Raw genomic sequence first — 25167 nt, 5'->3', positions numbered from 1 at the left:
TTGCCGGGCCTTGGAAACCCGAGGGTTTGCGATGATATGCCTGGGGTATGCCTGCTGGGGTATGCCTGGTGCCTGGCCGCGCCCCGCCCCGATCCCGGAGAGAAGGGGGCGGGTGGCCGGAACCTCAAGCTGCAGCGATCACGAACCCCAGCGCCCCGTCGCCTTCGTCGATAGTCACCGTGCTGCCATCCGGTACGTCTCCGGCCAGCAGCCGCTCGGCCAGCGGGTCCTGGAGATAGCGCTGCACCGCGCGTTTCAGCGGTCGGGCACCATAGACCGGATCATAGCCCACGCGGCCGAGCCAGCGCTTGGCAGCGTCGGTCAGATCAAGCGTGATCTTGCGGTCCTTGAGCAGCCGGGCCACGCGCGCCACCTGGATGTCGACGATCGGAGCCATGTGTTCCTGGCCCAGGCGATGGAACAGGATGACCTCGTCAAGCCGGTTGAGGAACTCCGGCCGGAAGTGCGCGCGCACCACGTCCATCACCTGCGGCTCCACGGTGCCGACATCTTCCCCCGCGCCCAGATTCGCCAGGTACTGGCTGCCAAGGTTGGAAGTAAGGATGATCAGGGTATTGGTGAAGTCCACCACGCGGCCCTGGCCATCGGTGAGGCGCCCGTCATCAAGCACCTGAAGCAGCACGTTGAACACGTCCTGGTGCGCTTTTTCCACCTCGTCGAACAGCACGACCTGATAGGGCCGGCGCCGCACCGCTTCGGTCAGCACGCCGCCTTCGTCGTAGCCGACATAGCCCGGAGGCGCGCCGATCAAGCGGCTGACCGCGTGCTTTTCCATGAACTCCGACATGTCGATGCGCACCATCGCGTTGTCGTCGTCGAACAGGAACCCGGCCAGCGCCTTGGTCAGCTCGGTCTTGCCGACGCCCGTGGGGCCAAGGAACAGGAAGCTGCCGAGCGGGCGGTTGGGGTCCTGCAACCCGGCGCGCGCGCGGCGCACGGCCTTCGACACGGCAAGCACCGCATCCTTCTGCCCGATCACCCGCTTGCCCAGCGCCTGTTCCATGTTGAGCAGCTTTTCGCGCTCGCCTTCCATCATGCGGTCGACGGGCACGCCGGTCCAGCGGCTGACCACGGCGGCAATGTCCTCGGCGGTCACTTCCTCGCGCAGCAGGGCGTTCTGGCTGGCGCCCTGCGCCTCGGCCAGTTGCCGCTCCAGTTCGGGAATGCGGCCATAGGCCAGCTCCCCGGCCTTGGCGAGATCGCCCACGCGCTGGGCCTGCTCCAGTTCCACGCGCGCGGCATCGAGCTGCTCCTTGATCCGGCCTTCGGCCTGGATCTTGTCGCGCTCGTTCTGCCAGCGGGTGGTAAGCTCGGCCGATTGCTGCTCCAGGTTGGCCAAGTCCTCGCGCAGGGTATCCAGCCGGTCGCGGCTGGCCTGGTCGGTCTCCTTGGCCAGTGCCATTTCCTCGATCTTGAGCTGGATGATCCGGCGATCGAGGTTCTCGATCTCCTCGGGCTTGCTTTCCACTTCCATGCGGATGCGGCTGGCGGCCTCGTCCATCAGGTCGATCGCCTTGTCGGGCAGGAAGCGGTCGGCGATATAGCGGTTGGACAGCGTGGCGGCGGCCACGATCGCGGCGTCGGCAATGCGCACGCCATGGTGCACCTCGTACTTCTCCTTGATCCCGCGCAGGATCGAGATCGTGTCTTCCACCGTCGGCTCGCCCACGAACACCGGCTGGAACCGGCGTTGCAGCGCCGGGTCCTTTTCCACGTACTTCTGGTATTCATCCAGCGTGGTGGCACCGATGCAGTGCAGTTCGCCGCGCGCCAGTGCGGGCTTGAGCAGGTTCGACGCGTCCATCGCGCCTTCGGTCTTGCCCGCCCCGATCAAGGTGTGCATCTCGTCGATGAACAGGATGATTTCGCCTTCCGCGCCTTTTACTTCGTCGAGCACGGCTTTCAGCCGTTCCTCGAACTCGCCACGATACTTCGCGCCGGCGATCAGCGCCCCCATGTCGAGCGCCATCAGGCGGCGATGCTTGAGGCTGTCGGGCACGTCGCCATTGGCGATGCGCAGGGCCAGGCCTTCGGCGATCGCGGTCTTGCCGACGCCCGGTTCGCCAATCAGCGCCGGGTTGTTCTTCGTGCGCCGCGCCAGGATCTGCACGGTGCGGCGGATTTCCTCGTCACGGCCGATCACCGGATCGAGCTTGCCTGCACGGGCCACCTCGGTCAGGTCGCGGGCATACTTCTTCATTGCGTCATAGGCGTTCTCCGCCCCCGCGCTATCAGCGGCACGCCCGCCACGCAGCGCAGTGATCGCCGCCTCAAGCGCCTGGGGCGAAAGGCCGGCAGCCTTGAGCGCCAGGCCCGCCGGTGTCGTGCCCGCCAGCGCCAGGGCCAGCAGCAGACGCTCCACCGTGACGAAACTGTCGCCGCTCTTGGCCGCAATCTGCTCGGCCTGGTCGAGCATGCGCACGGTATCGTTGTCGAGGCCCGGCGAAGCCTGCGCGCCCGATCCGGAAACGGCCGGCAGCTTGCCCAGCGCCTTGTCGAGATCGGCCAGAGCAACCGCCGGATTGCCGCCGGCACGCTGGATCAGCCCGCTGGCCATGCCTTCCTGGTCTTCCAGCAAAGCCTTGAGCACGTGTTCGGGGGTGATGCGCTGGTGGCTCAGGCGGATGGCCAGGGTCTGGGCCGCTTGGAGGAAACCCTTGGCGCGATCGGTGAATTTCTCGAGGTTCATAAAGTGTCTCGCTCTCCTGACCCGGCAAAGGTAATGTGGCCTTTATGCAACACAAGAGTGTGCCAGAAATTTAGCAAATCCGGTTGCAATCAAAACCAGCTCGATTCCGGGATCGCAATCGTTCAGCTTTGACTCAGCCGCCCGGCTCCTTACACAAGGGTGCGATGCCGTTTCCGAGTCAGGACAAGCCCCATTCCATGCAGCGCTTTTTCAACGCGTCCCGTTTCGCTCTAGCCGTTGCAACGGCTATCCCCGTGTCCGCGCAGGCCGCCCCTGCACCGGCCCAGATCCCGGCCCAGATCCCGGCCCAGATCCCGGCCCAGGCCCTGACTGTGCCCGCCCCGGCGCCGCTTGCCGATCTCGTCAACTCGGTGAGCATTCCCTACGAGCAATTCACTCTGCCCAATGGCCTGCGCGTGCTGGTCCATACCGATCGCAAGGCGCCGGTCGTGGCGCTTTCGGTCTGGTATGGCGTGGGCTCCAAGCACGAGCCGGAAGGCAAGACCGGCTTTGCCCACCTGTTCGAACACCTGATGTTCAATGGCAGCGAACACAACAAGGGCGAATTCTTCACGGCGTTGCAGAACGCGGGGGCCACCGATTACAACGGTACTACCTGGTTCGATCGCACCAACTACTATGAAACGGTGCCTTCGGCAGCGCTCGATCGCTTCCTGATGCTGGAATCCGATCGCATGGGCTATCTTCTCGCGGCAGTAGACCAGGCAACGCTCGATAATCAGCGCAGCGTGGTACAGAACGAGAAGCGCGAGCATGACAACGAGCCGTTCGGCCTGGTGGAATACGAGCAGCTTGAAAATCTCTATCCCGTCGGCCACCCCTATCACCACAGCACGATCGGCTCGATGGCCGATCTGAACAGCGCCAGCCTGGCCGATGTGAAAGCGTGGTTCACCAATCATTACGGCCCGAACAACGCGGTGCTGGTCCTTGCTGGCGACATCGATCTGGCGACGGCCAAAGACAAGGTGGCCCGGTGGTTTGGCCCGATCCCGTCCGGGCCCAAGGTCAGGCCGATCTCGGCTCCGGTGCCCACCCTGCCTGCCCCCAAGGCCAAGACGGTCAAGGACGAGGTGGCCGCGACGCGCCTGTACCGGATGTGGGCGATACCCGGCTATGACGATCCCGATTACCTGCCGCTGCAGATCGGCGCGACGATACTGGGCGGCCTTGCCAGTTCGCGGTTGGACGACAACCTGGTGCGCGGCCAGCAGGTGGCGGTGGCTGCCGGCGCCAGTGCCGATATCTTTGCCCAGGGTGGCCAGTTCATGGTTCAGGCCGATGTGAAGCCGGGGCAGAACGCCACGGCTGTGGGCGCCGCGCTTGATGCGCAGATCCGGCGCCTGGTCACCGAAGGCCCCACCGCCGACGAACTGGCCCGGGCCGCCACGGTCATTGCCAGCGGACAGATCCGCGAGCTTGAGGCGGTAAGCGGCAAGGCTTCCACCCTGGCCGAAGGATTGTTGTACAACGGCGATGCCGGGCATTACCGCAAGGAACTGAACGCGATTGCCGCATTGACCCCGGCGCAGGTGCGCACCGCGCTGCAAAAGTGGCTGACGCGGCCGGTCTTTGCCCTGACGGTGGAGCCGGGAACGCGCACCGAAGGGGGCGAAACGCGGGGCGGCTGGGCCAGCAACGATACGCTGGGCGGCACTGGCGCGAGCGGGTCGGGTGGCGCGGCGCGTCCCGCCTATTGGCGTCAACCGGGGCAGGCGCCGGCTGCCGGCCTCATAACGCAACCTGCCGGCGCCACCGCCACCGATCGCGGCACCCTGCCGCCGATCGGCCAGCTTTCCGCGCTGCAATTCCCGCAGATCGAGCGCGCCACTCTTGCCAACGGTATCAAGGTTGTTTTTGCGCGGCGGGAGGCCGTACCGGTGGTTTCGGTGCAGGTGACATTCGACGCCGGCTTTTCCGCCGAACCGCGCGCCGTCTCAGGCACCCAGGCAGTGTTGCTCAAACTGATGGACCAGGGCACGCAAGCGCTTGATGCGGCAGCGTTTGCCCGCGCGCGCGAAAGCCTGGGCGCCCAGATCAGCAACGCGGCCCTGCCCGATAGCACGGCGTTCCGGCTCGATGCCGTGACTCCCAACCTGGCCGGCTCGCTGGCGCTACTGGCCGATTACATCCGCCACCCCGCGCTCAAGACCAAGGACCTCGAACGCGTGCGCGCCCAGCAGCTGACCGCGATCGATGCCGAACTGCGCGATCCCACAGCGATGGCGCTGCGCGCGCTCTATCCCGCGCTTTACGGGCCGCAGCACCCCTATGGCACTTCACCCACCGGGGCCGGCGATCCCGCCGTGGTGAGGCAGCTGACCACGGCAGATCTGGCCGCGTTCCACCAGGCGTGGATGCGCCCCTCGAAAGCGACGATTTTCGTGGTGGGCGATACGACACTGGCAGCGGTCAAGCCGCTGCTGGAAAAGAGCTTCGGCACCTGGGCAGAACCGGCGGGGGCGGCGCCGGAAAAGAATCTCTCCGCCCCGATCCCGGCGCCTGCCCCCCGCATCCTGCTGATCGACCGGCCCGCATCGCCGCAATCGATGGTCATGGCCGGCCAGGTGCTCGACGCCACGGGCCGCGACGATCTGGTCGCCTTGCGCACTGCCAACCAGGTGCTGGGCGGCACGTTCCTATCGCGCCTCAACCTGGACCTGCGCGAGAGCAAGGGTTGGAGCTATGGCGTGGGAAGCGCCGTGAGCGAGCGGCAAGGTCGCATCGTCTATCGCCTTATCGCGCCGGTGCAGACCGACCAGACCGGCCCTTCGATCGCCGCGCTGCAAGCCGATATGACCATGTTCCTGAAAGACAAGGGCGTGGCCCCCGACGAGCTGGCCTGGGCCACCCAGGGCGCCGCGCGCGAGTTGCCAGGCGCCTTCGAAACCTCGTCCGCCGTGCTGGAAGGCCTGATCAAGATCGTGCAGTTTCAGCGCCCGGACGATTATTACACGCGGCTCGCCATGCGCTATCCCACCTTGACCGCCGCAGACCTCGACAAGGCCGCCCGCGCGGCGCTCGACCCGAGCAAGCTGACCTGGGTGGTGGTGGGCGACGCCGCCAAGATCAAGCCGCAGTTGGACAAGCTCGGTCTGCCGGTTGACATGGTGGCCTTACCGGAGAAGTAACTTACGCCAGATCGGAACAATTTTATAACCGCAGCGCGTGGATTTCGGCTTTTTTGATCGCTTGGCCAGATTCCGTGATTTAATATTCCTGTCGCCGGCGGCAGAGGTCGATCGCCGGCGACAGGGGGGTTTATGTTTATCAAGAAGTCGGTCCTCGCGCTTTGCGCCTCGGCCATGTTGCTGCCTGGCACCGCCAGCGCGGCAGCACTTACGCTCGAGCAAATTACCGCACTGGCGCAAAGCGGCATTGGCGACGAAGCTGTCGTCGCCAAAATCAAAAGCACCGGCACGCACATAGACCTTTCGGTCGAGCAGATGCTGGAACTGAAGAAGAAGGGTTTGACCGGGCCGATCCTTGCAGCGTTGCTCGATAGCACTGCCACTGCGCCCGCAGCGCAACAATTTTCCCTGACGTCACCCGATCCGGCAGTGTTGCACCCGGCGGGCGTTTACTTGCTCGATGCTGGCAAAGGCCAGATGGTACGGATCGATCCCACGACAACCAACCAGGCGAAGACAGGCGGCATTTTCGGCTATGCACTGACGGGTGGCCTGGCTTCCGCCAGCATCAAGGCATCGATCCAGAATGCATCGGCGCGCGTTCATGCGGCCGAGCGGACACCTACGTTCTATTTCTTTTTCGACGAATCCAACCCGCAAGTTGGCAATGCACCTTCCTCGTGGGCATCCGGTACCGCCGCGACGGTCACATCGCCCAGTGAATTCTCGCTGATCAAATTGATCACGAAAGACGGTCGGCGCGAAGCGCGGGTTGGCAGCATGAATATCGCGGGCGCCAAGACCGGCGTGATGGACAAGGATCGGGTGGCTTTCGATTATCAGATGGTGCGCCCGGGGGTCTACAAAATCCAACCAAAGGCGGAGCTTGCCCCCGGCGAATATGGGTTTCTGTTCTCGCTCAATGGCATGGGCAATGGGGGCGCATTGAGCGCCCGGATTTTCGATTTTTCGATCTGATACCCAGTAGGTGGCCCCCTGCCGGATTTGAGGCAGGGGGCCTGATCCTGGATTACCCCAACCGGGCTTTCAGGACCTGGTTCACCAATTGCGGATTGCCCTTGCCGGCCATGGCTTTCATCGTCTGGCCCACGAAAAAGCCGAACAGGGCTTCCTTGCCGGCCTTGTACTGTTCCACCTTGTCGGCATTGGCGGCCAGCACGGCATCAACCGCCGTTTCGATGGCGCCGGTATCGGTCGTCTGCTTGAGGCCTTCGCGCTCGACGATGAGCGCCGCGCCCTCGCCGGTTTCCAGCATCTTTTCCAGAACCTGCTTGGCAATGGAACCTGAAATCGTGCCGTCGCCGACAAGGGCGAGGAGTTCCGCCGCGCTCTCGGGGGAAACCGGGCTGTCGTCCAGGCCCTTGCCCAGTTTGTTGAGCGCGCCGAACAGTTCGCTGGTCAGCCAGTTGGCCGCCTGCTTGGCAACGGCCGCCGCATCTTTGCCCTGCCTTGCCGCGCTCGCCGCGATCAGGGTTTCGAACCAGGCGGCCGTTTCCACATCGGCCGTCAGCACGGCGGCGTTGTAGGCCGAAAGACCCAGGCTTTCGCTATAGCGGGCGCGCTTGGCGTCGGGCAGTTCGGGCAGGCTGGCGCGGCATTCGGCCAGAAACGCCGCGTCCAGTTCCAGCGGCAGGAGATCGGGATCGGGGAAATAGCGATAGTCGTGCGCGTCTTCCTTGCTGCGCATCGACCGCGTAACGCCCGTGCCCGGATCGAACAGGCGGGTTTCCTGCACGATCTTGCCGCCCGCTTCCAGCACGTCGACCTGGCGGCTGGCTTCGTACTCGATCGCCGCCATGACAAAGCGCACCGAGTTCACGTTCTTGGTTTCCGTCCGCGTGCCGAGCGCTTCGCCCGGGCGGCGCACCGACACGTTGACGTCTGCCCGCATCGAGCCCTGGTCCATGTTGCCATCGCACGAGCCGACGTAGCGCAGGATCTGGCGCAGCTTGGTGAGATAGGCGCCGGCTTCGGCCGGAGAGCGCATGTCGGGCCGGCTGACGATTTCCATCAGCGCCACGCCCGAGCGGTTGAGATCGACATAGGACATCGTCGGGTGCTGATCGTGCATCAGTTTCCCCGCGTCCTGCTCCACATGAATGCGCTCGATCCCGATCGTTTTCGAACCGGCATCGGGGCTCTTGTCGTCCAGCACGATCTCGATCTGCCCCTCGCCCACCAGCGGGTGATAAAGCTGGCTGATCTGATAACCCTGCGGCAGATCGGCGTAGAAGTAGTTCTTGCGATCGAACCGCGACCAGGCGTTGATCTGCGCGTCGATCGCCATGCCGGTGCGCACCGCTTGGCGGATGCATTCGCGGTTGGGCACCGGCAGCATGCCAGGCATGGCCGCGTCGATCAGGCTGACCTGGGTGTTGGGCTCTGCTCCGAAGGCCGTGGCGGAACCGGAAAACAGCTTGGCCGCCGAGGTGATCTGGGCATGGACTTCCAGCCCGATCACCACTTCCCATTCGCCCGTGGCGCCCTGGATACGATAGCTGCTCATCCGTTATCTCGTTTAAATTTGGTTGGAATTGTAAACTGAATCCGACTTACAGTTGCAGACTCAGAGCTTACATCACCGCCAGCTCCAGCCCCCATCGAGAAGACTTGAATTTTAAAACCGCCCCTAGCCGTACCACTGTGCTTAGCGGTGACGGCGACATCAAACTTCACCTGCTCGGGCGCACTGAATTTGAACTCACCCGTCCCGAAGGCGGAGCGAATTACGGCTTTGTCTTGCGCATCTGCAATCCCATTCATGATTGCAGAAAGAGTGCTGGCAACAAATGGCCGGAGTTCGTTTTCATCAACGTCTTCTGACATTGTATTGCCCCCTTGTTACCACCACTTACCCGGCTTTGCCGAAAACTGTGCGCGCTGTTCAAGCGCAAGGCTGGCGTTCAGCACGCCCTGTTCGTCGAGCGGACGGCCGATGACATGCAGGCCCAGCGGCAGCCCATCGCGCGACAGGCCAGCCGGAACCGACATGGCCGGCAGGCCCGCCAAGCTCGCAGGCACCGAGAACACGTCGTTCAGGTACATTTCCACCGGATCGGTGCTCTTCTGACCCAGCGCGAACGCCGCCGAAGGCGCGGTGGGCGTCAGGATCACGTCCACCGTCTCGAACGCGTTCAGGAAATCGCGGCTGATCAGCGCGCGCACTTTCTGCGCCTGGGTGTAATAGGCATCATAGAAGCCGGCCGACAGCACATAGGTGCCGATCAGGATGCGGCGTTTGACCTCGTCGCCGAAACCGGCGGCGCGGGTGGCGGCATACATGTCCTGCAGATTGGCGCCATCGGGCAGATCGCGTAGGCCATAGCGCACGCCATCATAGCGGGCGAGGTTTGAAGATGCCTCCGCCGGGGCGATGATGTAGTAAGTCGGCAGCGCATACCTGGTGTGCGGCAACGAAATGTCGACGATTTCCGCGCCGGCGTCCCTGGCCCAGGCAATGCCTTCGTCCCAGCTCCTGGCCACATCGGCATCCAGGCCATCGACCCGGTATTCGCGCGGGATGCCCACCTTCTTGCCGCGCAGATCGGCATCGAGGCCCGCTTCCCAGGCCGGCACCGGCAGATCGAGACTGGTGGCGTCCTTGGCATCGAACCCGGCCATGGCCTCGAGCATGATCGCGCAATCGCGCACAGTGCGGGCCATGGCGCCCGCCTGATCGAGCGACGACGCAAAAGCCACCACGCCCCAGCGCGAACAGCGGCCATATGTAGGCTTGATCCCGGCAATGCCGGTGAACGCCGCCGGCTGGCGGATGGAGCCACCCGTGTCGGTGCCCGTGGCAGCCGGTGCAATGCGCGCGGCGACGGCGGCAGACGACCCACCGGACGAACCGCCCGGCACCAGCGGAGTGGAGTCTCCGGCCTTGCGCCAGGGCGAAACGACATTGCCGAAGGCGCTGGTTTCGTTCGAAGAACCCATCGCGAACTGATCGAGATTCAGTTTGCCCAGCATGCCGGCGCCTGCATCCCACAGTTTCTGCGACACCGTGCTTTCATAGGGCGGAACGAAACCCTCGAGAATCTTGCTGGCCGCCGTCGTCTGCACGCCGCGCGTGGCGAACAGGTCTTTCATGCCGATCGGCACACCGGCCATCCTGCCCAGCGGCTGGCCCGCGGCGCGCGCTTCGTCAACCTTGGCGGCCGCCGCCAGCGCGGCGTCGGGCGTCGTGACGATGAAAGCATTGAGCGCATCTTGTGCCGCTGCCACGGCGGCATTGAAGGCCTGCGCCACTTCGGTGGCGGAAAAGGCACCGCTCGCCACTCCGTCGCGAAGGGCGGCAACGCCAAGTTCGGTAAGCTCAGTCATCCGTTCGAACCGATGGTTGCGCGCGAGCCGAACGGGCTTCGCGCGTGGGAAACGGGAAAGCCGGGACGGGGTTGCCTCTGCTGTGCCCGGCGCATGCCGCGCGCAACCACCGTCGAAAAGATCTATTCGATCACCTTGGGCACGCCGAAAAAGCCATGTTCGGCCGCCGGCGCATTGGCCAGCACGGCCTCGCGGATATTGCCGCCGGTCAACGGGTCGGCGTTCACCAGGTCATCGCGCAGGCGCAGCGTGTTGGGAATCACGGCGGTCATCGGCGTAACCCCGGCCACGTCGACTTCGCCCAATTGCTCCACCCAGGCCAGAATGCCGTTCAGTTCGGGAACCATGGCCGCCAGCTCGGCCTCGGTCACCTTGATGCGGGCAAGACTGGCAATCTTCGCCACGTCGGCGATATTAACGGACATGCCATCCCTTTCATGCGGGGTTTGCCAAAACGGAAACACCGCGCGCTACCATCGCGCACGGTGTCCTTCAAGCCGCGGGGCGAAAACCCCGATCGACACGCAAACGGATCAGTTGGCCGGAACGACCGTTCCGGCATCGGCTCCGGGAGTGCCGCCCATTGCGCCTTGAGCCTGCATCTGCTGCTGCAATGCCTGCATGGCAGCCTGGCGCCGCTGCAATTCGACCATGGAGCGGAACTCGATCAGATCGACCTCGAACACCAGGTCGCTATTGGCGGGAATGGCGACGCTGCCATCGCGGTTGCGCATCGCCTGGCTGCCATACGCCAGCGCGGCCGGGATTTCGAGCCGATACTTGCCGCCGACTTTCATTTGCTGAAGCCCCTGGGCAAAGCCGGGGATCACGCCCTGCAGCGGCATTGCGGCGTTCTCCCCGCGATCGAATTCCTTGCCCGTGCTGGCAATGCGGCCAACGTAGCTGACCAGCGCCACATCGGACGTGGTCGGCGATTTGCCCGTCCCATCCTTGAGCGCGATTACGCGCACCTCGCTGAAATGCACCGGGCGCGCCGCCCACGCCAGGCCGATGCCCACCAGCACGGCAACGATCACACCCAGCCACAGCAAGCTGAGCGAGCCCTTGGTCACAGGCTGCAACGGAACGCGCGTGATTTCCGACATTGGTTTCCCTCTGGGGTTGCCCCTCTGGATTTGCCCTCATCGGGCTGCCCCGATCCGGGGCCGCCCTGCCGGCGCCCTTGCCGATTCGACCGGCAACGGATCGAACCAAAACAAAAGGCGCCGTGACTCACGGCGCCCTCTTGGCCCAGCGCAGGGCCTATCGCAAGTGCTCAATGCAGCGGCCCGGCAACGACGCAGGCCGCCGCATGCGGCTTACTTGGCGCCGTCGCGTTCCTGGCGCTTGCGCTCGAGCTTGCGCGCGCGGCGCACGGCGGCGGCCTTCTCGCGAGCGCGCTTTTCCGAAGGCTTTTCAAAGTGGCGGCGCAGCTTCATTTCGCGATAGACGCCTTCACGCTGAAGCTTCTTCTTCAGGGCGCGAAGAGCTTGATCAACATTGTTGTCGCGAACGAGAATCTGCATAAACCGACACACCTCAACAGCTTCGGGCGAGAGCCCGCGGCCGCGCGGGGGTCACCAGATAACGGGAACACAAAACCAGCCGAATCCGAACAGGACCGGCTCGAACCGGCCGCCCATTAATGATTCTGCCGGCAGAACGCAAGCAAGGTCGTGCATTTTGCGAGCAAAGGCCCTATGGGCGCGGCCATGACCCTGTTCAAAGCCCCCAAAGGCAAGGCCACCGAGCGCAACGGTGGCGGCAATCCAGACGCGGTACGCCAGTTCACCATTTTGCCCGACGACAACGACGTGCGGCTGGACCGCTGGTTCAAACGCAACCTGCCGCAAGTGAGCTTTGCCATGGTATCGCGCTGGGCACGCACCGGGCAGATCCGCGTGGACGGCAAACGGGCCGATGTCGATACGCGGCTGGTGGCCGGCCAGGTGCTGCGCGTTCCGCCGGCCGGCGGTCCGCTCCCCGGCAGCGGGGCCGGCAAGGCGGCCCGCGTGCGCCGGCCCTTGACAGAAGAACAGATCCAGCTGGCCGAAAGCATCGTGCTGGAACAGGATCGCGCCGCGATCTTGATCAACAAGCCGCCCGGCCTTGCGACGCAGGGCGGCAGCGGCACGCACGAGCATGTCGATGGCCTGCTCGATGCCTATGCCGGCGATGGCGAACCGCGCCCGCGTCTGGTCCACCGCCTCGACAAGGACACCTCTGGCGTGCTGCTGGTGGCGCGCACGCCCGGCAGCGCGGCCTTCTTTTCCAGACGCTTTTCCGGGCGCACCGCCCGCAAGATCTATTGGGCGCTGGTGATCGGCGTGCCCGATGTCAGCGACGGGATGATCGATCTGCCGCTGGCCAAGCAGCCGGGCACCGGCGGCGAAAAGATGATGGTCGACGAAACCGAGCACGGGCAGCCATCGCGGAGCCGCTATCGCGTGATCGACCGTGCCGGCAATCGCGCCGCCTGGGTGGAACTGCAGCCCCTGACCGGCCGCACCCATCAGTTGCGGGTGCACATGGCCGCGATCGGCCATCCCATCGTGGGCGACGGAAAATACGGCGGCCAGAGCGCGTTTCTATCGGGAAGCATCAGCCGCAAGCTTCATCTGCACGCGCGGCGCCTGCGCATCGAACACCCCGAAGGCGATCTTATCGACGTAACCGCCCCCCTGCCCGACCATTTCGCCAAAAGCCTTGAACAACTGGGCTTTACCGAAAGCGATGGCGATCTGTCGCTGGAAGCACCGGTGTTGATCGATCCCAGGGACGCCGAAAAGCGCGCGGCCAAGGCCCATGCCAAGCAATATCGCAAGGAGCGCCGCGGCGAACGCCGCAAGCGCGCCGATGGCCCGGCAACCGGCAGCGGACGCAAGCCCACCGGCCAGCGCGCGAAGCCTGCCGCAAAGCCTGCCGCAAAGCCGCGGTCCCCGCTGGCGGGGAAGCCCGGCGGCAAGCCGGTCGCCAGGCCCGCGGCGCCGCGGCCTGCCCCACGCGGACCGGCCAAGCGATGAACCCGCGCCTTGCCATTTTCGATTGCGACGGCACCCTGGTCGACAGCCAGGCCGACATCGGCGCCGCGATGGACGGCGCGTTCCATGCCCTGGGACTGGTGCCGCCACCGCGCAGCGAAACGCGCCGCATCGTCGGACTTTCGCTGACGGAGGCGATGCGCCGCCTTTACCCGCACGGTGAGGCCGAAACCCACGAACTGCTGGCGCAGGCCTATAAGGATGCCTTCCGGTCCCGGCGCGAGGCGGGCATGGTGGGCGAACCGCTTTACCAGGGCATCGCCGCGCTGGTGGACGACCTTGTCAATCGTGGCTGGCTGCTGGGCGTGGCCACCGGCAAAAGCGACCGAGGCCTTGCGCATTGCCTGGCAAGCCACGGCCTGTCGCGCCATTTCGTCACGCTGCAGACCGCCGATCGCCATCCGTCCAAGCCGCACCCCAGCATGATCGAAGCCTGCCTCGATGCCACCGGTGCCGAAGCGGCGCTGACCGTGATGATCGGCGATACGGCCTACGACATGGCCATGGCTCGCAACGCCGGGGTGCGCGCGATCGGCGTGGACTGGGGCTATCACGAACGGGCAGAGCTTCTTGCCGCCGGCGCCCATGCGGTGGCCGCCACCGTGGCAGAGCTGGCCGAATTGCTGGACGCCGTGGGCTGAGCCGATGGCAGATCCAGCGCTGGGCCGCTTTTTCCTGCTGCATGCCGTTCGCCTGGCAGGAACACTGATCGTCATGATCGGGGCCGTCGCGGCATCGGGCAACGCGCCCCGTTTGAGCGCCGTTCCGCCGTGGGGAGCGTTCGCCCTGATGCTTGCCGGCCTGACAATCTTTTTCGGCGCGCCACGCTGGCTGGCCCGGCGCTGGAAGCGGCGGTCATGAAACGGTTCTATACCGATGTCGCAGTGTCGCGGGAGGAGGGCGGGTTTCGCGTGTGCCTCGATGGACGCGGTATCCGCACCCAGGGGGGCCATACCCAGATCGTGCCCACGGCCGCGCTGGCGCAGGCCATGGGCGCCGAATGGGCGGCGCAGGGCGACACGATCGACACGACCGGCTTTGCCCTGCGCGACATGGCCGATTACGCCATCGACGTGATCGCGCCTGCGCCAGATGCGGCGCGTGCCGACCTTATGCCTTATGCCGAAACCGATACGCTGTGTTATCGGGCAGAGCCCGACGAGCCGCTCGCCGCGCGCCAGCGCCTGGCGTGGGAACCGCTGGTGACCGCGGCAGAGGCGCGTTACGGCGTTACGTTTCTGCGCGTATCGGGCGTCATGCACAAGCCGCAACCCGAAGCGACGCTTGCCGCCTTGCGCCTTGAACTGGGCCGGCACGATCCGTTCGTGCTGGCGGCGTTGCGCAATGCGACTTCGCTTTCCGCCTCCCTGATCGTGGGGCTTGCCGCGCTCGATCCGGCGGCAGACATTGCTGCGCTATGGGACGCGGCCTGTCTGGAGGAAGACTGGCAGACCGACCTTTGGGGCAAGGATGCCGAGGCGCAGGCCCGCCGCAGCCGGCGCGGCGAAGCCTTTGCCACGGCGGCCCGGTTCGCCGATCTGTGCCGAACGGCTTCTCTCTGACAAGACCGGATCTGCCGCCGCGCGGCGGTGCCCGGTATCCCCGCATGACCGCCTGAGCCGATCACCGTGATCGAATCGCTCGCCTTGCGACTTCGGCATGCACCGCCTATCTTGCCGTCATGGCTATCCGCGAAATCCTTGAAGTTCCCGATCCGCGCCTCAAGCAGGTTTCGGACCCGGTGGAAAAGTTCGATGAAGAGCTGCGCACGCTCGTTTCGGACATGTTCGACACGATGTACGATGCCCCCGGCATAGGCCTTGCCGCCGTGCAGGTCGGTGTGCCCTTGCGCGTTCTGGTGATCGACCTTCAGCCCGAAGACGAAGATGCCGAGCCGGAAATGTGCCACGATCATGGTTGCGGCCATGCCCATCAGCCGGTGCGCCGCGAACCGCGGGTCTTCATCAATCCGGAAATTCTCGAACCGTCGGAAGAACAGACCCTCTATCGCGAAGGGTGCCTGTCGGTGCCGGAGATCTATGCCGAGGTGGAGCGCCCCTCGCGCATTCGCGTTCGCTGGCAGGATCTGGACGGCACGCGGCACGAAGAAACGATCGACGGCATGCTGGCCACCTGCCTCCAGCACGAGATGGACCATCTCGAAGGCATCCTGTTCATCGATCACCTTTCGCGCCTAAAGCGCCAGATGGCACTCAAGAAGCTGGAAAAGCTGCGCAAGGTGGCGTGACGGGCGCCATCCGGCCCACTGGACTGAGAATAAAGCGGGCGGGCACATTGCGTTGCCGGGCGGGTTCGTTTACGTTCACTCTCTGTTCCTGAAGGGAGGCTGAGGGTGTCTGTGGCTGTGGTGATCGTGGCGTTGGTGATCGGCCTTGGCCTGGGCTGGTTCCTGGGTTCTCGCCCGTTGGCCGAGGCACAGGGTCGTGCCAGCGCCCGCGAGACCGAGGCGCGCGCGGCCGAAGCGCAGGTCAAGGCCATGGCCGTGGACCTGGCCACCATGGCCGAGCGTGCCCGCCAGGTGGAACAGACGGCGGCCGAGCGCGATGCCCTGCGGGCGGAGCGTGATGCGCTTTCCGCCAATCTGGCCGCTGCCGGGGAACGGGCGGCCGAAGCCGACGCCTTGCGCAACGCCCTGCACGAAGCCCGCCAGTCGCGCGAAGACCTGCGCGCCGAACTGGCCCGGATGAAAGCCGATGCCGCCAATTTCGCCGAGCAGAAGCGCCTGTTGATCGAGGCGCAGGACGCCCTGCGCCGCGAATTCGAAAACGCCGGCAACAAGGTTCTGGAACGCGCGCAGGAAACGTTCATGGCCCGCGCCCAGGAACGCTTTGCCCAGAGCGAGGAAAAGGCCGCGCAATCGCTGCGCGCGCTGCTGGCCCCGGTAGACCAGCGGCTGAAAAGCTACGAGGAACAGGTCAGCAAGCTGGAAAAGGAACGCGTCGATGCGTTCGGCAATCTTGCCGGGCTTATCCAGGCGATGCGCGAGGGGCAGGAACAGGTGCGCGCCGAAGCCGCCCGGCTGGGCAATTCGCTGCGCAACGCGCCCAAGGCACGCGGCCGCTGGGGCGAGCAGCAGCTTCGCAACGTGCTGGAGCAGTGCGGCCTTTCCGAACACACCGATTTCGTCACCGAACATTCGATCGAAACCGACGAAGGCCGCCTGCGACCCGACGCGATCGTGCGCATTCCCGGCAACAAGCTGCTGGTCATCGACGCCAAGGTGTCGCTGAACGCCTATCAGGATGCGTTCGAGGCGGCCGATGATGCCGCGCGCGGCGTTGCGCTGGCCGCACACGTGCAATCGATGCGCAACCATATCCAGACCCTGGGCGCCAAATCCTATCAAAGCCAGTTCGAGGAAGCGCCCGATTACGTGCTGATGTTCGTGCCGGGCGAACATTTCATCGCTGCCGCGCTGGAACGCGATCCGCAACTGTGGGACTTTGCTTTCGACCGCCGCGTCCTGTTGGCTTCGCCCACCAATCTCGTTGCCATCTGCCGCACGGTGGCGCAGGTCTGGCGCCAGGACGGCCTGGCGCGCGAAGCGCGGGAAATCGGGCGGATGGGCGGCGAGCTTTACGAACGGCTGGCCGTGGCGGCGGACCACCTCAAGCGCATGGGATCGGGCCTTGAAAGCGCGGTCAGCAACTACAACAAGTTCGTCGGCAGTTTCGAACGCAATGTGCTGTCCGCCGGGCGGCGCCTGCGCGACAAGCATATCGAGATCGGCAAACGCGAAGTGGAAGAAGTACCGCTGGTCGAAACCGCGCCGCGCTATGGCGGGGTGGATGCCGTGGCGGAACTGGCGGCGCCTGCTGGCGTTGGCGTGCAAGGGGAAACGGCGGCAGGGTAAGCATGGACAGATTGGCACGAAGTCGGAAAGGCGCGACCGCCGGAGCGGTGATGCTGGCGCTTGCCTTGGCGCTTGCCGCTTGCCAGCGCGAGCCTGAGCCGCAGGAAAGCGAAACCCCTGCCGCGCGAGCCAGCACCACAGCCATACCCGAACCCGTGCCCAGCCTGCCGGCACCGAGCCCGAGCCCGACGCTAACCCTGCCGGTCGATCCCGCGCCCGAGGCACCGATGACCCCGGCCGACACGGCCGCGGCCTTGCCCGCCATGGCGCTGCCGCCGCGAGACGCCTGTGCCGCCCTGCCCGGTTGGAACGCGTTTTCCGCCCAGCTCGGCGCCGCGATCAAGGCCCGGGATGCCGCAGCGCTGGGGGCGCTCTCTTCGCCCGACGTGACGCTCGACTATGGCGGCGGCCATGGCCCCGCCGAATTGCAGAAGCGGCTGTCTGCCCCTGCAGGTGCAGCGGTCTGGGCCGATTTGGAGCGGATCATGCCGCTTGGCTGCGCCGTGGAAGGCGATCTGGTCGTGATGCCATGGTTTTTCTGGAACGTGCCGGACGAGGTGGACCCGGGCATGACCATGCTGGTCACCGGCGAAGGTGTGCCGCTGCGCGCCAGGCCGGCCGCCAATGCGCCGCTGCTGGACCGGCTGGACTGGTCGCTCGTCACCATCGCGACAACGCCGCCGTTTGATCCGGCCGCGCGGTATACTGCGGTCATCACCGGCAAGCCGCAACGCAAGGGCTGGGTGGAAACGGCCTATCTGCGCAGCCTTCTTGCCCGGCGGATCATCGCCGAACGCAAAGGTGGCGAATGGCGGATCAGCGCGCTGGTCGCAGGGGACTGACCTGTCGGGACGCGCCGCCCCGTTCAGCGCGGCTGCATGTCTCGCGCTTCGGCCGGCACGCGCACTTCCAGGCCATCGAGCGCTTTGTCCAGAATGATCTGGCAGGATAGCCGGCTGGTGCGGGTCACGCCGGCGGCCAGATCGAGCATGTCTTCCTCGTCTTCCGACGCCTGGCTCAGGCGTTCGAACCACGCGGGGTCAACCACCACGTGGCAGGTGGAACAGGCCATCTGCCCCTCGCAGGTGCCTTCCAGCGGCATGCCCACATTCTGGCCCAGTTCCAGCAGGCGCTGCCCGACCTCGCCCTGGGCGCCGACGCGCTGGCCATCGGCGGTGAGGAAGGTGACCCGAACCATAGGCGTTAGACTCCCTGCGCTTGTGCCGCCGCCTTGATCACGGCTGCAGCCTCCTCCAGTTCCTCTGCCCTTGTATAACGTCCAAAACCGATACGGATCGCGCTTTTTGCCTCCCTGTCCGAAAGTCCCATGGCGCGCAAGACATGGCTTGGCCTGCCCGAGCCACTGGCACAGGCAGACCCGGCGGAAAAGGCCACATTGCGACATTCCGACAACAGCCGGCCGACATCGAGCCCCGGGCGACGCAGATTGAGATTGCCATGCCAGCGTTGCGTCGCCGAGCCGTTGATCGTCCAGCCCTCGAACAGGGCGAGCGCCCGGTTCCACAGGGAATGCACATGGTCTCCATCACTTTTCCACAGGCTTGCGCACAGGGCGGCGGCGGCGCCGAACCCGGCGCAGAGCGCGGGGCTGAGCGTACCAGACCGCAGGCCGCCCTCCTGCCCGCCGCCATGAATGCCGGGTGCCAGGTGCACGCCGTCGCGCACCCACAGCGCGCCGATGCCCTTGGGGCCATGCAGCTTGTGTGCCGACAGGGCGATCAGGTCCGCGCCTTCGGGCACGGCCAGCTTGCCGGCGCCCTGCACCGCATCGCACAGGAACAAGGCGCCCATGGCGCGGGCACGCGCGGCAAGCGCCATGACCGGCTGCACCGTGCCGATTTCGTTGTTGACCTGCATCACCGCGACCAAACCCGTGCCCGAAGGGATCGACACTTCGGGATCGACCAGGCCATCGCCATCCACCGGCAGCAGAGCGAGCGCGGGATCACGGGCGCGTGCCGCATCTAGCACTGCGGCATGCTCGATCGCGGAGACAGCCAGCCGGCGCGCGCCCGAGCCGGCAATGGCAAGGTTCAAAGCTTCGGTGGCGCCGGACGTGAAAATCACTTTCCCGCCCGGCGGCAACAGCGCCGCGACCTGATCGCGAGCGGCTTCCACCGCGGCGGCGGCGGCGCGGCCGGGGCGATGGGAGCTGTGCGGATTGGCATAGCCGGCGCGGCTGTCATCCGGCCCGGTGAGCCACGGCAGCATGGCGGCACGCGCTTCCGGGGCCAGCGGCGTGCTCGCCTGGTAATCCAGATAGATCATGCCACCCCCGCAATCGTGCGCCACGCCGCCACGAAACGATCCACCGCCTCTGCCGTGGTATCCCTGCCCAGCGAAACGCGTATCACTTCGCCGGGGTTGGCAAGGCCCATGGCATCGAGCACATGGCTGGTGCGCAGCGAACCCGAAGAACAGGCGCTGCCCGCCGAAACGGCTATGCCCATCCCGTCGAACCGGATCAGTTGCGCCGTGGCCGATCGGCCCGGCATGCGATAGGCGCCGATCGCGGCAAGACGCGGCGCGGCAGCGGCAATCACTTCGGCCCCGCTGGCGACCAGTGCCGTTTCCAGCCGCGCGCGCAAGGCCGCGGCCGTTTCCAGCCAGGCAGCGCCGGCTTCCAGCGCGGCTGCCATGGCCAGAGCGCCAGGCAGATTTTCCGTGCCGGGGCGATAGCCGCGCTCCTGCCCGCCGGTAGGTTGCAGCAAGGCCCAGTCGCGCACCAGAAGCGCCCCTATGCCGATCGGGCCGCCGAACTTGTGCGCGGAAATCGCGATCATATCCGCCGCGGGCAAGGCAAGCTTGCCGGCCCCTTGCGCGGCGTCGGCGAGCAGCACGCCCCCCGCCCCGAGCACGGCCGGCGCGATGGCGGAAAGCGGCTGGATCACCCCGGTCTCGCTATTGACTTGCTGCACGGCAACCAGGCCGTTCAGCGCGCAGGCTGCCGGATCGACCTGTCCCTGTCGGTCGACGGGGAGGCGCGCAGCCCCGCCCGTCAGGCGCAGCACGGCTTCGTGTTCCACCGCCGAAACGGCCAGCAACGGCGCCTTGGCGCGGCCGATGGCCAGGGCCAGGGCTTCGCTGGCACCGCTGGTCAGCACCACTTCGCCATTCCAGCCGAGCGCCGCCTTGATCCGCGCGCGCGCATCCTCCAGCGCGGCCCGCGCCATGCGTCCCATGGCGTGGGGGCTCGATGGGTTGGCCCACTGGTCGAGCCCCTGGCGCAGGGCCTCGCGCGCCTGGGGCAAGAGCGGCGCGGTTGCCGCGTGATCGAGATAGAGCGAAGCCGTCAACGAGAAATCCCGGAAAAGTTGCGTTTGCAGGCTGCGTTTCTATATAGCGACGAGTTCCATGCCCAGCCCTGACCGCGCAAGGCCCCGAAGCGGGGCATGCATGCCGGTTACGGGGCCAGCCAACAGGTTCATCAGGTCGACGATGCCCGCAGTCATCTTTCCCGGTCCCGAAGGTCGTCTCGAAGGCCGTTTCCAGCCCGCCACGCGCAATCGCGCGCCGATCGCGATGATCCTGCACCCGCACCCCCAATCGGGCGGCACGATGAACGACCGGATCACCCAGGCACTTTACAAGACATTCGCCGCGCGCGGTTTTGCCACGTTGCGTTTCAATTTCCGGGGGGTGGGCCGCAGCCAGGGCAGCTTCGACAACGGCGTGGGCGAATTGTCCGACGCGGCAACCGCGCTCGACTGGGTACAGTCGATCCATCCCGAAGCGTCCGCCACTTGGATTGCCGGTTATTCGTTCGGTGCGCTGATCGGCATGCAGCTGCTGATGCGCCGGCCCGAAATCCGCGGATTCATTTCGGTCTCGCCCCCGGCCAACATGTATGATTTCAGCTTTCTGGCGCCCTGCCCCGCTTCGGGCATCATCGTCCAGGGGTCGGCCGATACGGTGGTGACGCCCAATGCCGTGCAAAAGCTGGTGGACAAGCTGCGCACCCAAAAGCACATCACTATCCACCACGACGAAATCCCGCGCGCCAACCACTTCTATGAGAACGAGATGGACGACATGATGAAGTCGGTGGACAACTACCTCGATTTCCGCCTGTCGCCGGATTGTCCGATCCGGTGATCGGTTCTTCCCCCGAATTGTGACGAGGCCTCGGCAGCACTCGTTGCCGGGTTTGCCGGCTGGGCTTCCCAGTCAAAAGCTGCCCTTGCAAAAGCTATATTCACTTTAAGTTTACCATTTTTCGCCAGCATACTTGGATCGTTAAGCACACCGGCCTAACGGTGATCTACATGACGAATACCATGGCGAAGGTGTTGCATATGACGGTAGAATTTACGGACGCTAGTTTCCATAAGGCTACCAGTTTAAGCAGTCAGCGCGAGGTTTTACCACCGCTCCAGCTTTCGGTGGTGGTGCCCTGTTTCAATGAGGAAGGAAATCTCAGAATTTTAACAGATCGTTTGATGATTTCATGTCTGTCTGCCTGCCTAGCAGAATATGAAATCGTGCTGGTAAACGATGGCTCTCGCGACGGCACTTGGGCGGCGATGCTCGATCTGGCAGCAGCAAATCCTCATATCGTTGCAATCAATCTGGCGGCAAATTATGGTCATCAGATAGCATTAACTGCTGGCTTGCAGATCTGTCGAGGAAATATCGTCATGGTAATGGATGCAGATTTGCAAGATCCGCCTGAACTGCTGCCGCAATTTCTGGCCAAGATGGCGCAAGGCCATGATGTGGTTTACGGACAGCGCATTACCCGCGCCGGCGAAACGGTCTTCAAAAGAGCTACTGCCAGCTTGTTCTATCGAGCGATACAGCGGATGGTCGATGTGCCCATTCCTCGTGATACGGGTGATTTTCGGGTGATGAGCCGCCGTGTGGTTGATCACCTCAATGCGATGCCGGAGCGCTATCGCTTCATTCGCGGTATGGTTAGCATGATCGGCTTCAGCCAAGTGCCTTTGCCGTACGAACGACAAGCGCGCGTAGCTGGCCGCAGCAATTATCCTTTGCGTAAAATGATTGCCTTCGCATTCGACGCCATCACCAGTTTCTCCACAGTGCCGCTACGCTTGGCGACGTGGCTCGGCTTCGCAGCAGGATCAGTGGGCATGGGGATGCTCTTTTGGGTACTGTATGCATACCTTGTCGGCCATGTCGTCGCGGGCTGGACCAGTTTGGCTGGCATCGTACTGATCATCGGCAGTATCCAGCTTATGCTTATGGGGGTTTTCGGCGAGTATCTCGGCCGGATGTACATGGAGAGTAAACGAAGACCCTTGTTTATTGTAGATGAAATACGCAAAAGCCCTGCGATAAGCGTTATGGTCCATGCTAAAGGTTCGAGTGATCGCGAACGACGCCGGGTCGGCCATGGTTGAGTTCGATAATTTTTCGGCTAATTATGCCGATCAGCACGCGCACTCCATCAGGCTTAGTGGCGAAGACACAGAGTTTTTTGCGCAATACAAGATTGCTGCCGTCCGCCAACTCGTTGAGCAGCATGGAATTGATGTACGTCATATTCTTGATTTTGGGGCGGGTATTGGCAATTCTTTAAAACCATTGCGTGATAATTTTCCCCAGGCCAAAATCACATGCCTCGACGTTTCGCAAAAATCTCTTGAATTGTGTCAAGCCAAGTTAAGTGATAATGTCGATTTTTGTTTATATGACGGCATATATCTTCCAGATCATCTACAAGATTTTGATTTGATATTTACGGCCTGTGTTTTTCATCATATACATAATGTGAATCATGCGCCTTTACTTAAACAAATTCGAAAAAAGCTTTCGGAACACGGCATTTTTGTACTTTTCGAGCATAACCCCTGGAATCCCTTGACACGACACGCGGTAGCTAGTTGTCCATTTGACACAAATGCCGTGTTGATTTCTGCGCATGAAATGCGCAAGCTAATGCGACAAGCTGGTTTTACCGATATCAATACCACCTTCAGACTTTTTTTTCCTAAACAATTGAGTAGATTGCGCTGGATGGAACCGGCGTTGAGATGGCTTCCATTCGGCGCGCAATATTATGTCCAAGGACGCCGAACAACCACATGACAGCGATCACCAAATTTGCCGGTGTCGGACTACTTAATAGCGCTATTGGTCTAGCTATAATATTTCTCGCTTTGCATATGGGCATTAACGACTATCAGGCCAATGCAATTGGCTACTATACTGGCTTAACAATATCTTACTTTCTTAATCGCCGATGGACTTTTAGATCACAACATCGACATTCTTTAGGAGAATTTAGTCGCTTTGCACTGTTTTCTTGCATAGCATATAGCTCCAACTTTTTTGTGATTGCCTTGGCGCATGCAGCAGGCGTAAGCGGACATCCTGTCGTGCATTTGGCAGGCCTTATACTCTATTCCACTGCTTTCTATTTAATGACGCGGCATTTTGTATTTGGTCAAATCCAAGACGTCGACCGTTACTGCGTGGCCGCTAGCCTTATGCGCCATGCACCGGACCTTGCGCTCGCCATTGCAGTACTCGTTGCCTGCCTATTCCTTTATCGGATTCCGTTGACGCACGATGTGGTCTGGCAATTCTGGATCGCTCGGCAGATGCTGCATGGAGCAGTTCTATACCGTGACATTATAGAACTCAATCCACCCTTGTGGTTCTGGTCAGCTGAATTGATCCAGTATCTCGCGCAATTTTTGCACATCTCGCCCTTCTCTATTTTAGTTGTCACGATCGTGTGCGCTGCCGGGACATCCAGCTATGCAACCGCGCGTTTCGCGGGAGCAATGTCGCCCGTGCAGCGCGTCGGTCAGATGCTGATAGTATTTTTAGCTCTTTCAGTAATACCTCTTTATGATTTTGGTCAACGCGAACAACTCACCACGATCATGGCTCTACCTTATACGGGCTTGATTTACGCCCGCAGCAAGGGGCGCATTGTCGCACCGGTCGCTGCTTGCCTGACAGGATTGGCAGCAGCCTATGGTTTCGCACTCAAACATTATTTCGTTACGATCCCTATCGGCTTGGAAATCTGGCTTCTGATGCAACTGGGCAGAGCGCGTTGGCAGGCCATGCGTCCCGAGATCGTCGTCTTAGGCCTGGCCGCTGCTATTTACGCGCTGTGCATTATCGTCTTCGCGCGCGATTTCGTTACGGTGATCGTGCCGATGGTTAAGCTCGCCTATCGCGGCTATGAAGCGCCGTGGTCAATGGTATGGCTCCGCCCCTGGACCTTTGTATGGCTGACTACCGTCGGTTGTATGGTGGTTTTTCGCAATGAGTTGCGGATTAGGGCGGATACTTTTGCAGCGCCTCTTCTAATCGTGGCCGCAGGATTTGCTTTCTCGTATGGAATGCAGGCCAAGGGCTGGCTCTATCACAGCTTGCCAGTTACGATTATGCTGACCACCATCATGGCGGTCTCGGTGATTGCGCCTGACCAGTGTCGAAAAGCTCCCCGATTGATGGCCGCCTTCCTGACTGTGATTCCATTCGCCATGTCGGCGAGAATGGGCCTTTATCACAACTTGTTCAGGCTCAAGATAGAACCGGTTTTAGCGTCGGTCCCGGCAGGGCAAACCATTTTCATTGCTGCAACAGACCCTATGTGGGGCTGGCCTAATGCCTTTTACCACCACCTGCGTTTGCAATCGCGGTATTACGCTTATTGGATGATCCCCACGATAGCCCATGCCGAAATTTTAGGGCCACAATCAACAGAGCTGGAACGACTGGCCGGGCAATTGCAGCGCGATGCCGTGCAGGAACTGCGTTGTGGGCAGCCAGCACTCGTGATATTTGAACGGCGCCGTATTTATTACTACCAGCCATCCTCGTTCAGTCTAAGAGAGTTTTTTTTGAGGAACGCCCAGGTGCGCGCTTACATCAATGCCAATTATCGCGCAGTTCCAGCACATCCGGCTTACTTTCTTTACCGTCGTATCACGCCGCGTTCGCATAGCCCTGCCGATCACTGTCCGGTCCCTGCTCTCGACGTCACACCGTGATAAATCCCCGGCGTGCCAAGGCAGCCAGGGATTTTTTCAACGCAAC

At 63.2% G+C, this 25167-nt stretch carries 23 protein-coding genes; 13 read left to right on the top strand and 10 right to left on the bottom strand.

Going from position 1 to position 25167, the window contains the following annotated elements; translation table 11 throughout:
- Positions 1–124: 124 nt before the first annotated feature.
- Positions 125–2710, bottom strand: a complete 2586-nt coding sequence (gene clpB / locus AC3EDY_RS05555; RefSeq protein ID WP_488571475.1) for an ATP-dependent chaperone ClpB — start codon at positions 2708–2710, stop codon at positions 125–127.
- A gap of 197 nt (positions 2711–2907) precedes the next feature.
- Here clpB and AC3EDY_RS05550 point away from each other — a divergent pair, with 197 nt between their 5' ends.
- Positions 2908–5862: a M16 family metallopeptidase gene (locus tag AC3EDY_RS05550; RefSeq protein WP_488571561.1), complete on the top strand. Its 2955-nt coding sequence runs from the start codon at positions 2908–2910 to the stop codon at positions 5860–5862.
- A gap of 174 nt (positions 5863–6036) precedes the next feature.
- Entirely contained in the window at positions 6037–6840 is an 804-nt protein-coding gene (locus AC3EDY_RS05545) for a hypothetical protein (protein ID WP_488571474.1), read from the top strand.
- Positions 6841–6892: 52 nt separating this feature from the next.
- Here the strand turns inward: AC3EDY_RS05545 and gatB are convergent, their stop codons facing one another.
- The 6 genes from gatB to rpsU form a co-directional block, all read right to left on the bottom strand.
- Positions 6893–8389, bottom strand: coding sequence for an Asp-tRNA(Asn)/Glu-tRNA(Gln) amidotransferase subunit GatB (gatB, locus tag AC3EDY_RS05540; protein WP_488571473.1), 1497 nt, complete (start codon positions 8387–8389; stop codon positions 6893–6895).
- Positions 8386–8709: a trypco2 family protein gene (locus tag AC3EDY_RS05535; protein WP_488571472.1), complete on the bottom strand. Its 324-nt coding sequence runs from the start codon at positions 8707–8709 to the stop codon at positions 8386–8388. The genes gatB and AC3EDY_RS05535 overlap by 4 nt, the downstream gene beginning before the upstream one ends.
- 15 nt (positions 8710–8724) lie before the next feature.
- On the bottom strand, positions 8725–10209 hold the full coding sequence (gene gatA, locus AC3EDY_RS05530) for an Asp-tRNA(Asn)/Glu-tRNA(Gln) amidotransferase subunit GatA (RefSeq protein WP_488571471.1): 1485 nt from the start codon (positions 10207–10209) through the stop codon (positions 8725–8727).
- A 122-nt stretch (positions 10210–10331) separates the two neighbouring features.
- Complete coding sequence (gatC, locus tag AC3EDY_RS05525) at positions 10332–10634, bottom strand: Asp-tRNA(Asn)/Glu-tRNA(Gln) amidotransferase subunit GatC (RefSeq protein ID WP_488571470.1); 303 nt, start codon at positions 10632–10634, stop codon at positions 10332–10334.
- 108 nt (positions 10635–10742) lie between these two features.
- Positions 10743–11315 (bottom strand): FKBP-type peptidyl-prolyl cis-trans isomerase, encoded by a 573-nt coding sequence (locus AC3EDY_RS05520; protein ID WP_488571469.1) that lies wholly within the window; start codon positions 11313–11315, stop codon positions 10743–10745.
- 213 nt (positions 11316–11528) lie between these two features.
- Positions 11529–11735 carry a 30S ribosomal protein S21 gene (gene rpsU / locus AC3EDY_RS05515; RefSeq protein ID WP_011446475.1) on the bottom strand — a complete coding sequence of 69 codons (207 nt, stop codon included), beginning with the start codon at positions 11733–11735 and terminating at the stop codon, positions 11529–11531.
- Positions 11736–11921: 186 nt separating this feature from the next.
- On the opposite strand from rpsU, the gene AC3EDY_RS05510 reads away from it, so the two are divergent.
- From AC3EDY_RS05510 to AC3EDY_RS05480, 7 genes are all read left to right on the top strand, one after another.
- Positions 11922–13232, top strand: a complete 1311-nt coding sequence (locus AC3EDY_RS05510) for an RluA family pseudouridine synthase (RefSeq protein ID WP_488571468.1) — start codon at positions 11922–11924, stop codon at positions 13230–13232.
- The gene (locus AC3EDY_RS05505; protein ID WP_488571467.1) at positions 13229–13891 is read left to right on the top strand and encodes an HAD-IA family hydrolase; all 663 of its coding nucleotides are present in this window, start codon (positions 13229–13231) and stop codon (positions 13889–13891) included. Before AC3EDY_RS05510 ends, AC3EDY_RS05505 begins: the two co-directional genes overlap by 4 nt.
- Positions 13892–13895: 4 nt before the next feature.
- The gene (locus AC3EDY_RS05500; protein WP_488571466.1) at positions 13896–14111 is read left to right on the top strand and encodes a hypothetical protein; all 216 of its coding nucleotides are present in this window, start codon (positions 13896–13898) and stop codon (positions 14109–14111) included.
- Complete coding sequence (locus tag AC3EDY_RS05495) at positions 14108–14812, top strand: ATP12 family chaperone protein (protein WP_488571465.1); 705 nt, start codon at positions 14108–14110, stop codon at positions 14810–14812. The genes AC3EDY_RS05500 and AC3EDY_RS05495 overlap by 4 nt, the downstream gene beginning before the upstream one ends.
- Before the next feature lie 119 nt (positions 14813–14931).
- A complete protein-coding gene (def, locus tag AC3EDY_RS05490) occupies positions 14932–15498 on the top strand; it encodes a peptide deformylase (protein WP_488571464.1) in 567 nt (188 codons plus the stop codon).
- 105 nt (positions 15499–15603) lie between these two features.
- Positions 15604–17124, top strand: a complete 1521-nt coding sequence (locus tag AC3EDY_RS05485; RefSeq protein WP_488571463.1) for a DNA recombination protein RmuC — start codon at positions 15604–15606, stop codon at positions 17122–17124.
- A 47-nt stretch (positions 17125–17171) separates the two neighbouring features.
- On the top strand, positions 17172–17966 hold the full coding sequence (locus AC3EDY_RS05480; protein ID WP_488571462.1) for a hypothetical protein: 795 nt from the start codon (positions 17172–17174) through the stop codon (positions 17964–17966).
- A gap of 23 nt (positions 17967–17989) precedes the next feature.
- Here the strand turns inward: AC3EDY_RS05480 and AC3EDY_RS05475 are convergent, their stop codons facing one another.
- The 3 genes from AC3EDY_RS05475 to AC3EDY_RS05465 are packed head-to-tail and all read right to left on the bottom strand — an operon-like array spanning position 17990 to position 20441.
- Positions 17990–18322 (bottom strand): 2Fe-2S iron-sulfur cluster-binding protein, encoded by a 333-nt coding sequence (locus tag AC3EDY_RS05475; RefSeq protein ID WP_488571461.1) that lies wholly within the window; start codon positions 18320–18322, stop codon positions 17990–17992.
- Between the two features lie 5 nt (positions 18323–18327).
- Positions 18328–19413, bottom strand: coding sequence for a cysteine desulfurase family protein (locus AC3EDY_RS05470; RefSeq protein WP_488571460.1), 1086 nt, complete (start codon positions 19411–19413; stop codon positions 18328–18330).
- Positions 19410–20441, bottom strand: a complete 1032-nt coding sequence (locus AC3EDY_RS05465; RefSeq protein WP_488571459.1) for a cysteine desulfurase family protein — start codon at positions 20439–20441, stop codon at positions 19410–19412. Before AC3EDY_RS05465 ends, AC3EDY_RS05470 begins: the two co-directional genes overlap by 4 nt.
- A gap of 142 nt (positions 20442–20583) precedes the next feature.
- Here AC3EDY_RS05465 and AC3EDY_RS05460 point away from each other — a divergent pair, with 142 nt between their 5' ends.
- From AC3EDY_RS05460 to AC3EDY_RS05445, 4 genes are all read left to right on the top strand, one after another.
- Positions 20584–21240 (top strand): alpha/beta hydrolase, encoded by a 657-nt coding sequence (locus tag AC3EDY_RS05460; protein ID WP_488571458.1) that lies wholly within the window; start codon positions 20584–20586, stop codon positions 21238–21240.
- A gap of 170 nt (positions 21241–21410) precedes the next feature.
- A complete protein-coding gene (locus AC3EDY_RS05455) occupies positions 21411–22508 on the top strand; it encodes a glycosyltransferase family 2 protein (RefSeq protein ID WP_488571457.1) in 1098 nt (365 codons plus the stop codon).
- Complete coding sequence (locus AC3EDY_RS05450; RefSeq protein WP_488571456.1) at positions 22474–23196, top strand: class I SAM-dependent methyltransferase; 723 nt, start codon at positions 22474–22476, stop codon at positions 23194–23196. The genes AC3EDY_RS05455 and AC3EDY_RS05450 overlap by 35 nt, the downstream gene beginning before the upstream one ends.
- Positions 23193–25121 carry a GtrA family protein gene (locus tag AC3EDY_RS05445; protein WP_488571455.1) on the top strand — a complete coding sequence of 643 codons (1929 nt, stop codon included), beginning with the start codon at positions 23193–23195 and terminating at the stop codon, positions 25119–25121. The genes AC3EDY_RS05450 and AC3EDY_RS05445 overlap by 4 nt, the downstream gene beginning before the upstream one ends.
- The last annotated feature ends 46 nt before the right edge of the window (positions 25122–25167 follow it).

The sequence above is a fragment of the Novosphingobium sp. DS6-6 genome, assembly GCF_057784975.1.
This window is presented reverse-complemented; position numbering and strand designations above follow the sequence as displayed.

Bases quoted from the DNA above. Each gene is read 5' to 3' on its own strand.
- clpB (WP_488571475.1), bottom strand. From the start codon at position 2,710: ATGAACCTCGAGAAATTCACCGATCGCGCCAAGGGTTTCCTCCAAGCG.
- AC3EDY_RS05550 (WP_488571561.1), top strand. From the start codon at position 2,908: ATGCAGCGCTTTTTCAACGCGTCCCGTTTCGCTCTAGCCGTTGCAACG.
- AC3EDY_RS05545 (WP_488571474.1), top strand. From the start codon at position 6,037: ATGTTGCTGCCTGGCACCGCCAGCGCGGCAGCACTTACGCTCGAGCAA.
- gatB (WP_488571473.1), bottom strand. From the start codon at position 8,389: ATGAGCAGCTATCGTATCCAGGGCGCCACGGGCGAATGGGAAGTGGTG.
- AC3EDY_RS05535 (WP_488571472.1), bottom strand. From the start codon at position 8,709: ATGTCAGAAGACGTTGATGAAAACGAACTCCGGCCATTTGTTGCCAGC.
- gatA (WP_488571471.1), bottom strand. From the start codon at position 10,209: ATGACTGAGCTTACCGAACTTGGCGTTGCCGCCCTTCGCGACGGAGTG.
- gatC (WP_488571470.1), bottom strand. From the start codon at position 10,634: ATGTCCGTTAATATCGCCGACGTGGCGAAGATTGCCAGTCTTGCCCGC.
- AC3EDY_RS05520 (WP_488571469.1), bottom strand. From the start codon at position 11,315: ATGTCGGAAATCACGCGCGTTCCGTTGCAGCCTGTGACCAAGGGCTCG.
- rpsU (WP_011446475.1), bottom strand. From the start codon at position 11,735: ATGCAGATTCTCGTTCGCGACAACAATGTTGATCAAGCTCTTCGCGCC.
- AC3EDY_RS05510 (WP_488571468.1), top strand. From the start codon at position 11,922: ATGACCCTGTTCAAAGCCCCCAAAGGCAAGGCCACCGAGCGCAACGGT.
- AC3EDY_RS05505 (WP_488571467.1), top strand. From the start codon at position 13,229: ATGAACCCGCGCCTTGCCATTTTCGATTGCGACGGCACCCTGGTCGAC.
- AC3EDY_RS05500 (WP_488571466.1), top strand. From the start codon at position 13,896: ATGGCAGATCCAGCGCTGGGCCGCTTTTTCCTGCTGCATGCCGTTCGC.
- AC3EDY_RS05495 (WP_488571465.1), top strand. From the start codon at position 14,108: ATGAAACGGTTCTATACCGATGTCGCAGTGTCGCGGGAGGAGGGCGGG.
- def (WP_488571464.1), top strand. From the start codon at position 14,932: ATGGCTATCCGCGAAATCCTTGAAGTTCCCGATCCGCGCCTCAAGCAG.
- AC3EDY_RS05475 (WP_488571461.1), bottom strand. From the start codon at position 18,322: ATGGTTCGGGTCACCTTCCTCACCGCCGATGGCCAGCGCGTCGGCGCC.
- AC3EDY_RS05470 (WP_488571460.1), bottom strand. From the start codon at position 19,413: ATGATCTATCTGGATTACCAGGCGAGCACGCCGCTGGCCCCGGAAGCG.
- AC3EDY_RS05460 (WP_488571458.1), top strand. From the start codon at position 20,584: ATGCCCGCAGTCATCTTTCCCGGTCCCGAAGGTCGTCTCGAAGGCCGT.
- AC3EDY_RS05455 (WP_488571457.1), top strand. From the start codon at position 21,411: ATGACGAATACCATGGCGAAGGTGTTGCATATGACGGTAGAATTTACG.
- AC3EDY_RS05445 (WP_488571455.1), top strand. From the start codon at position 23,193: ATGACAGCGATCACCAAATTTGCCGGTGTCGGACTACTTAATAGCGCT.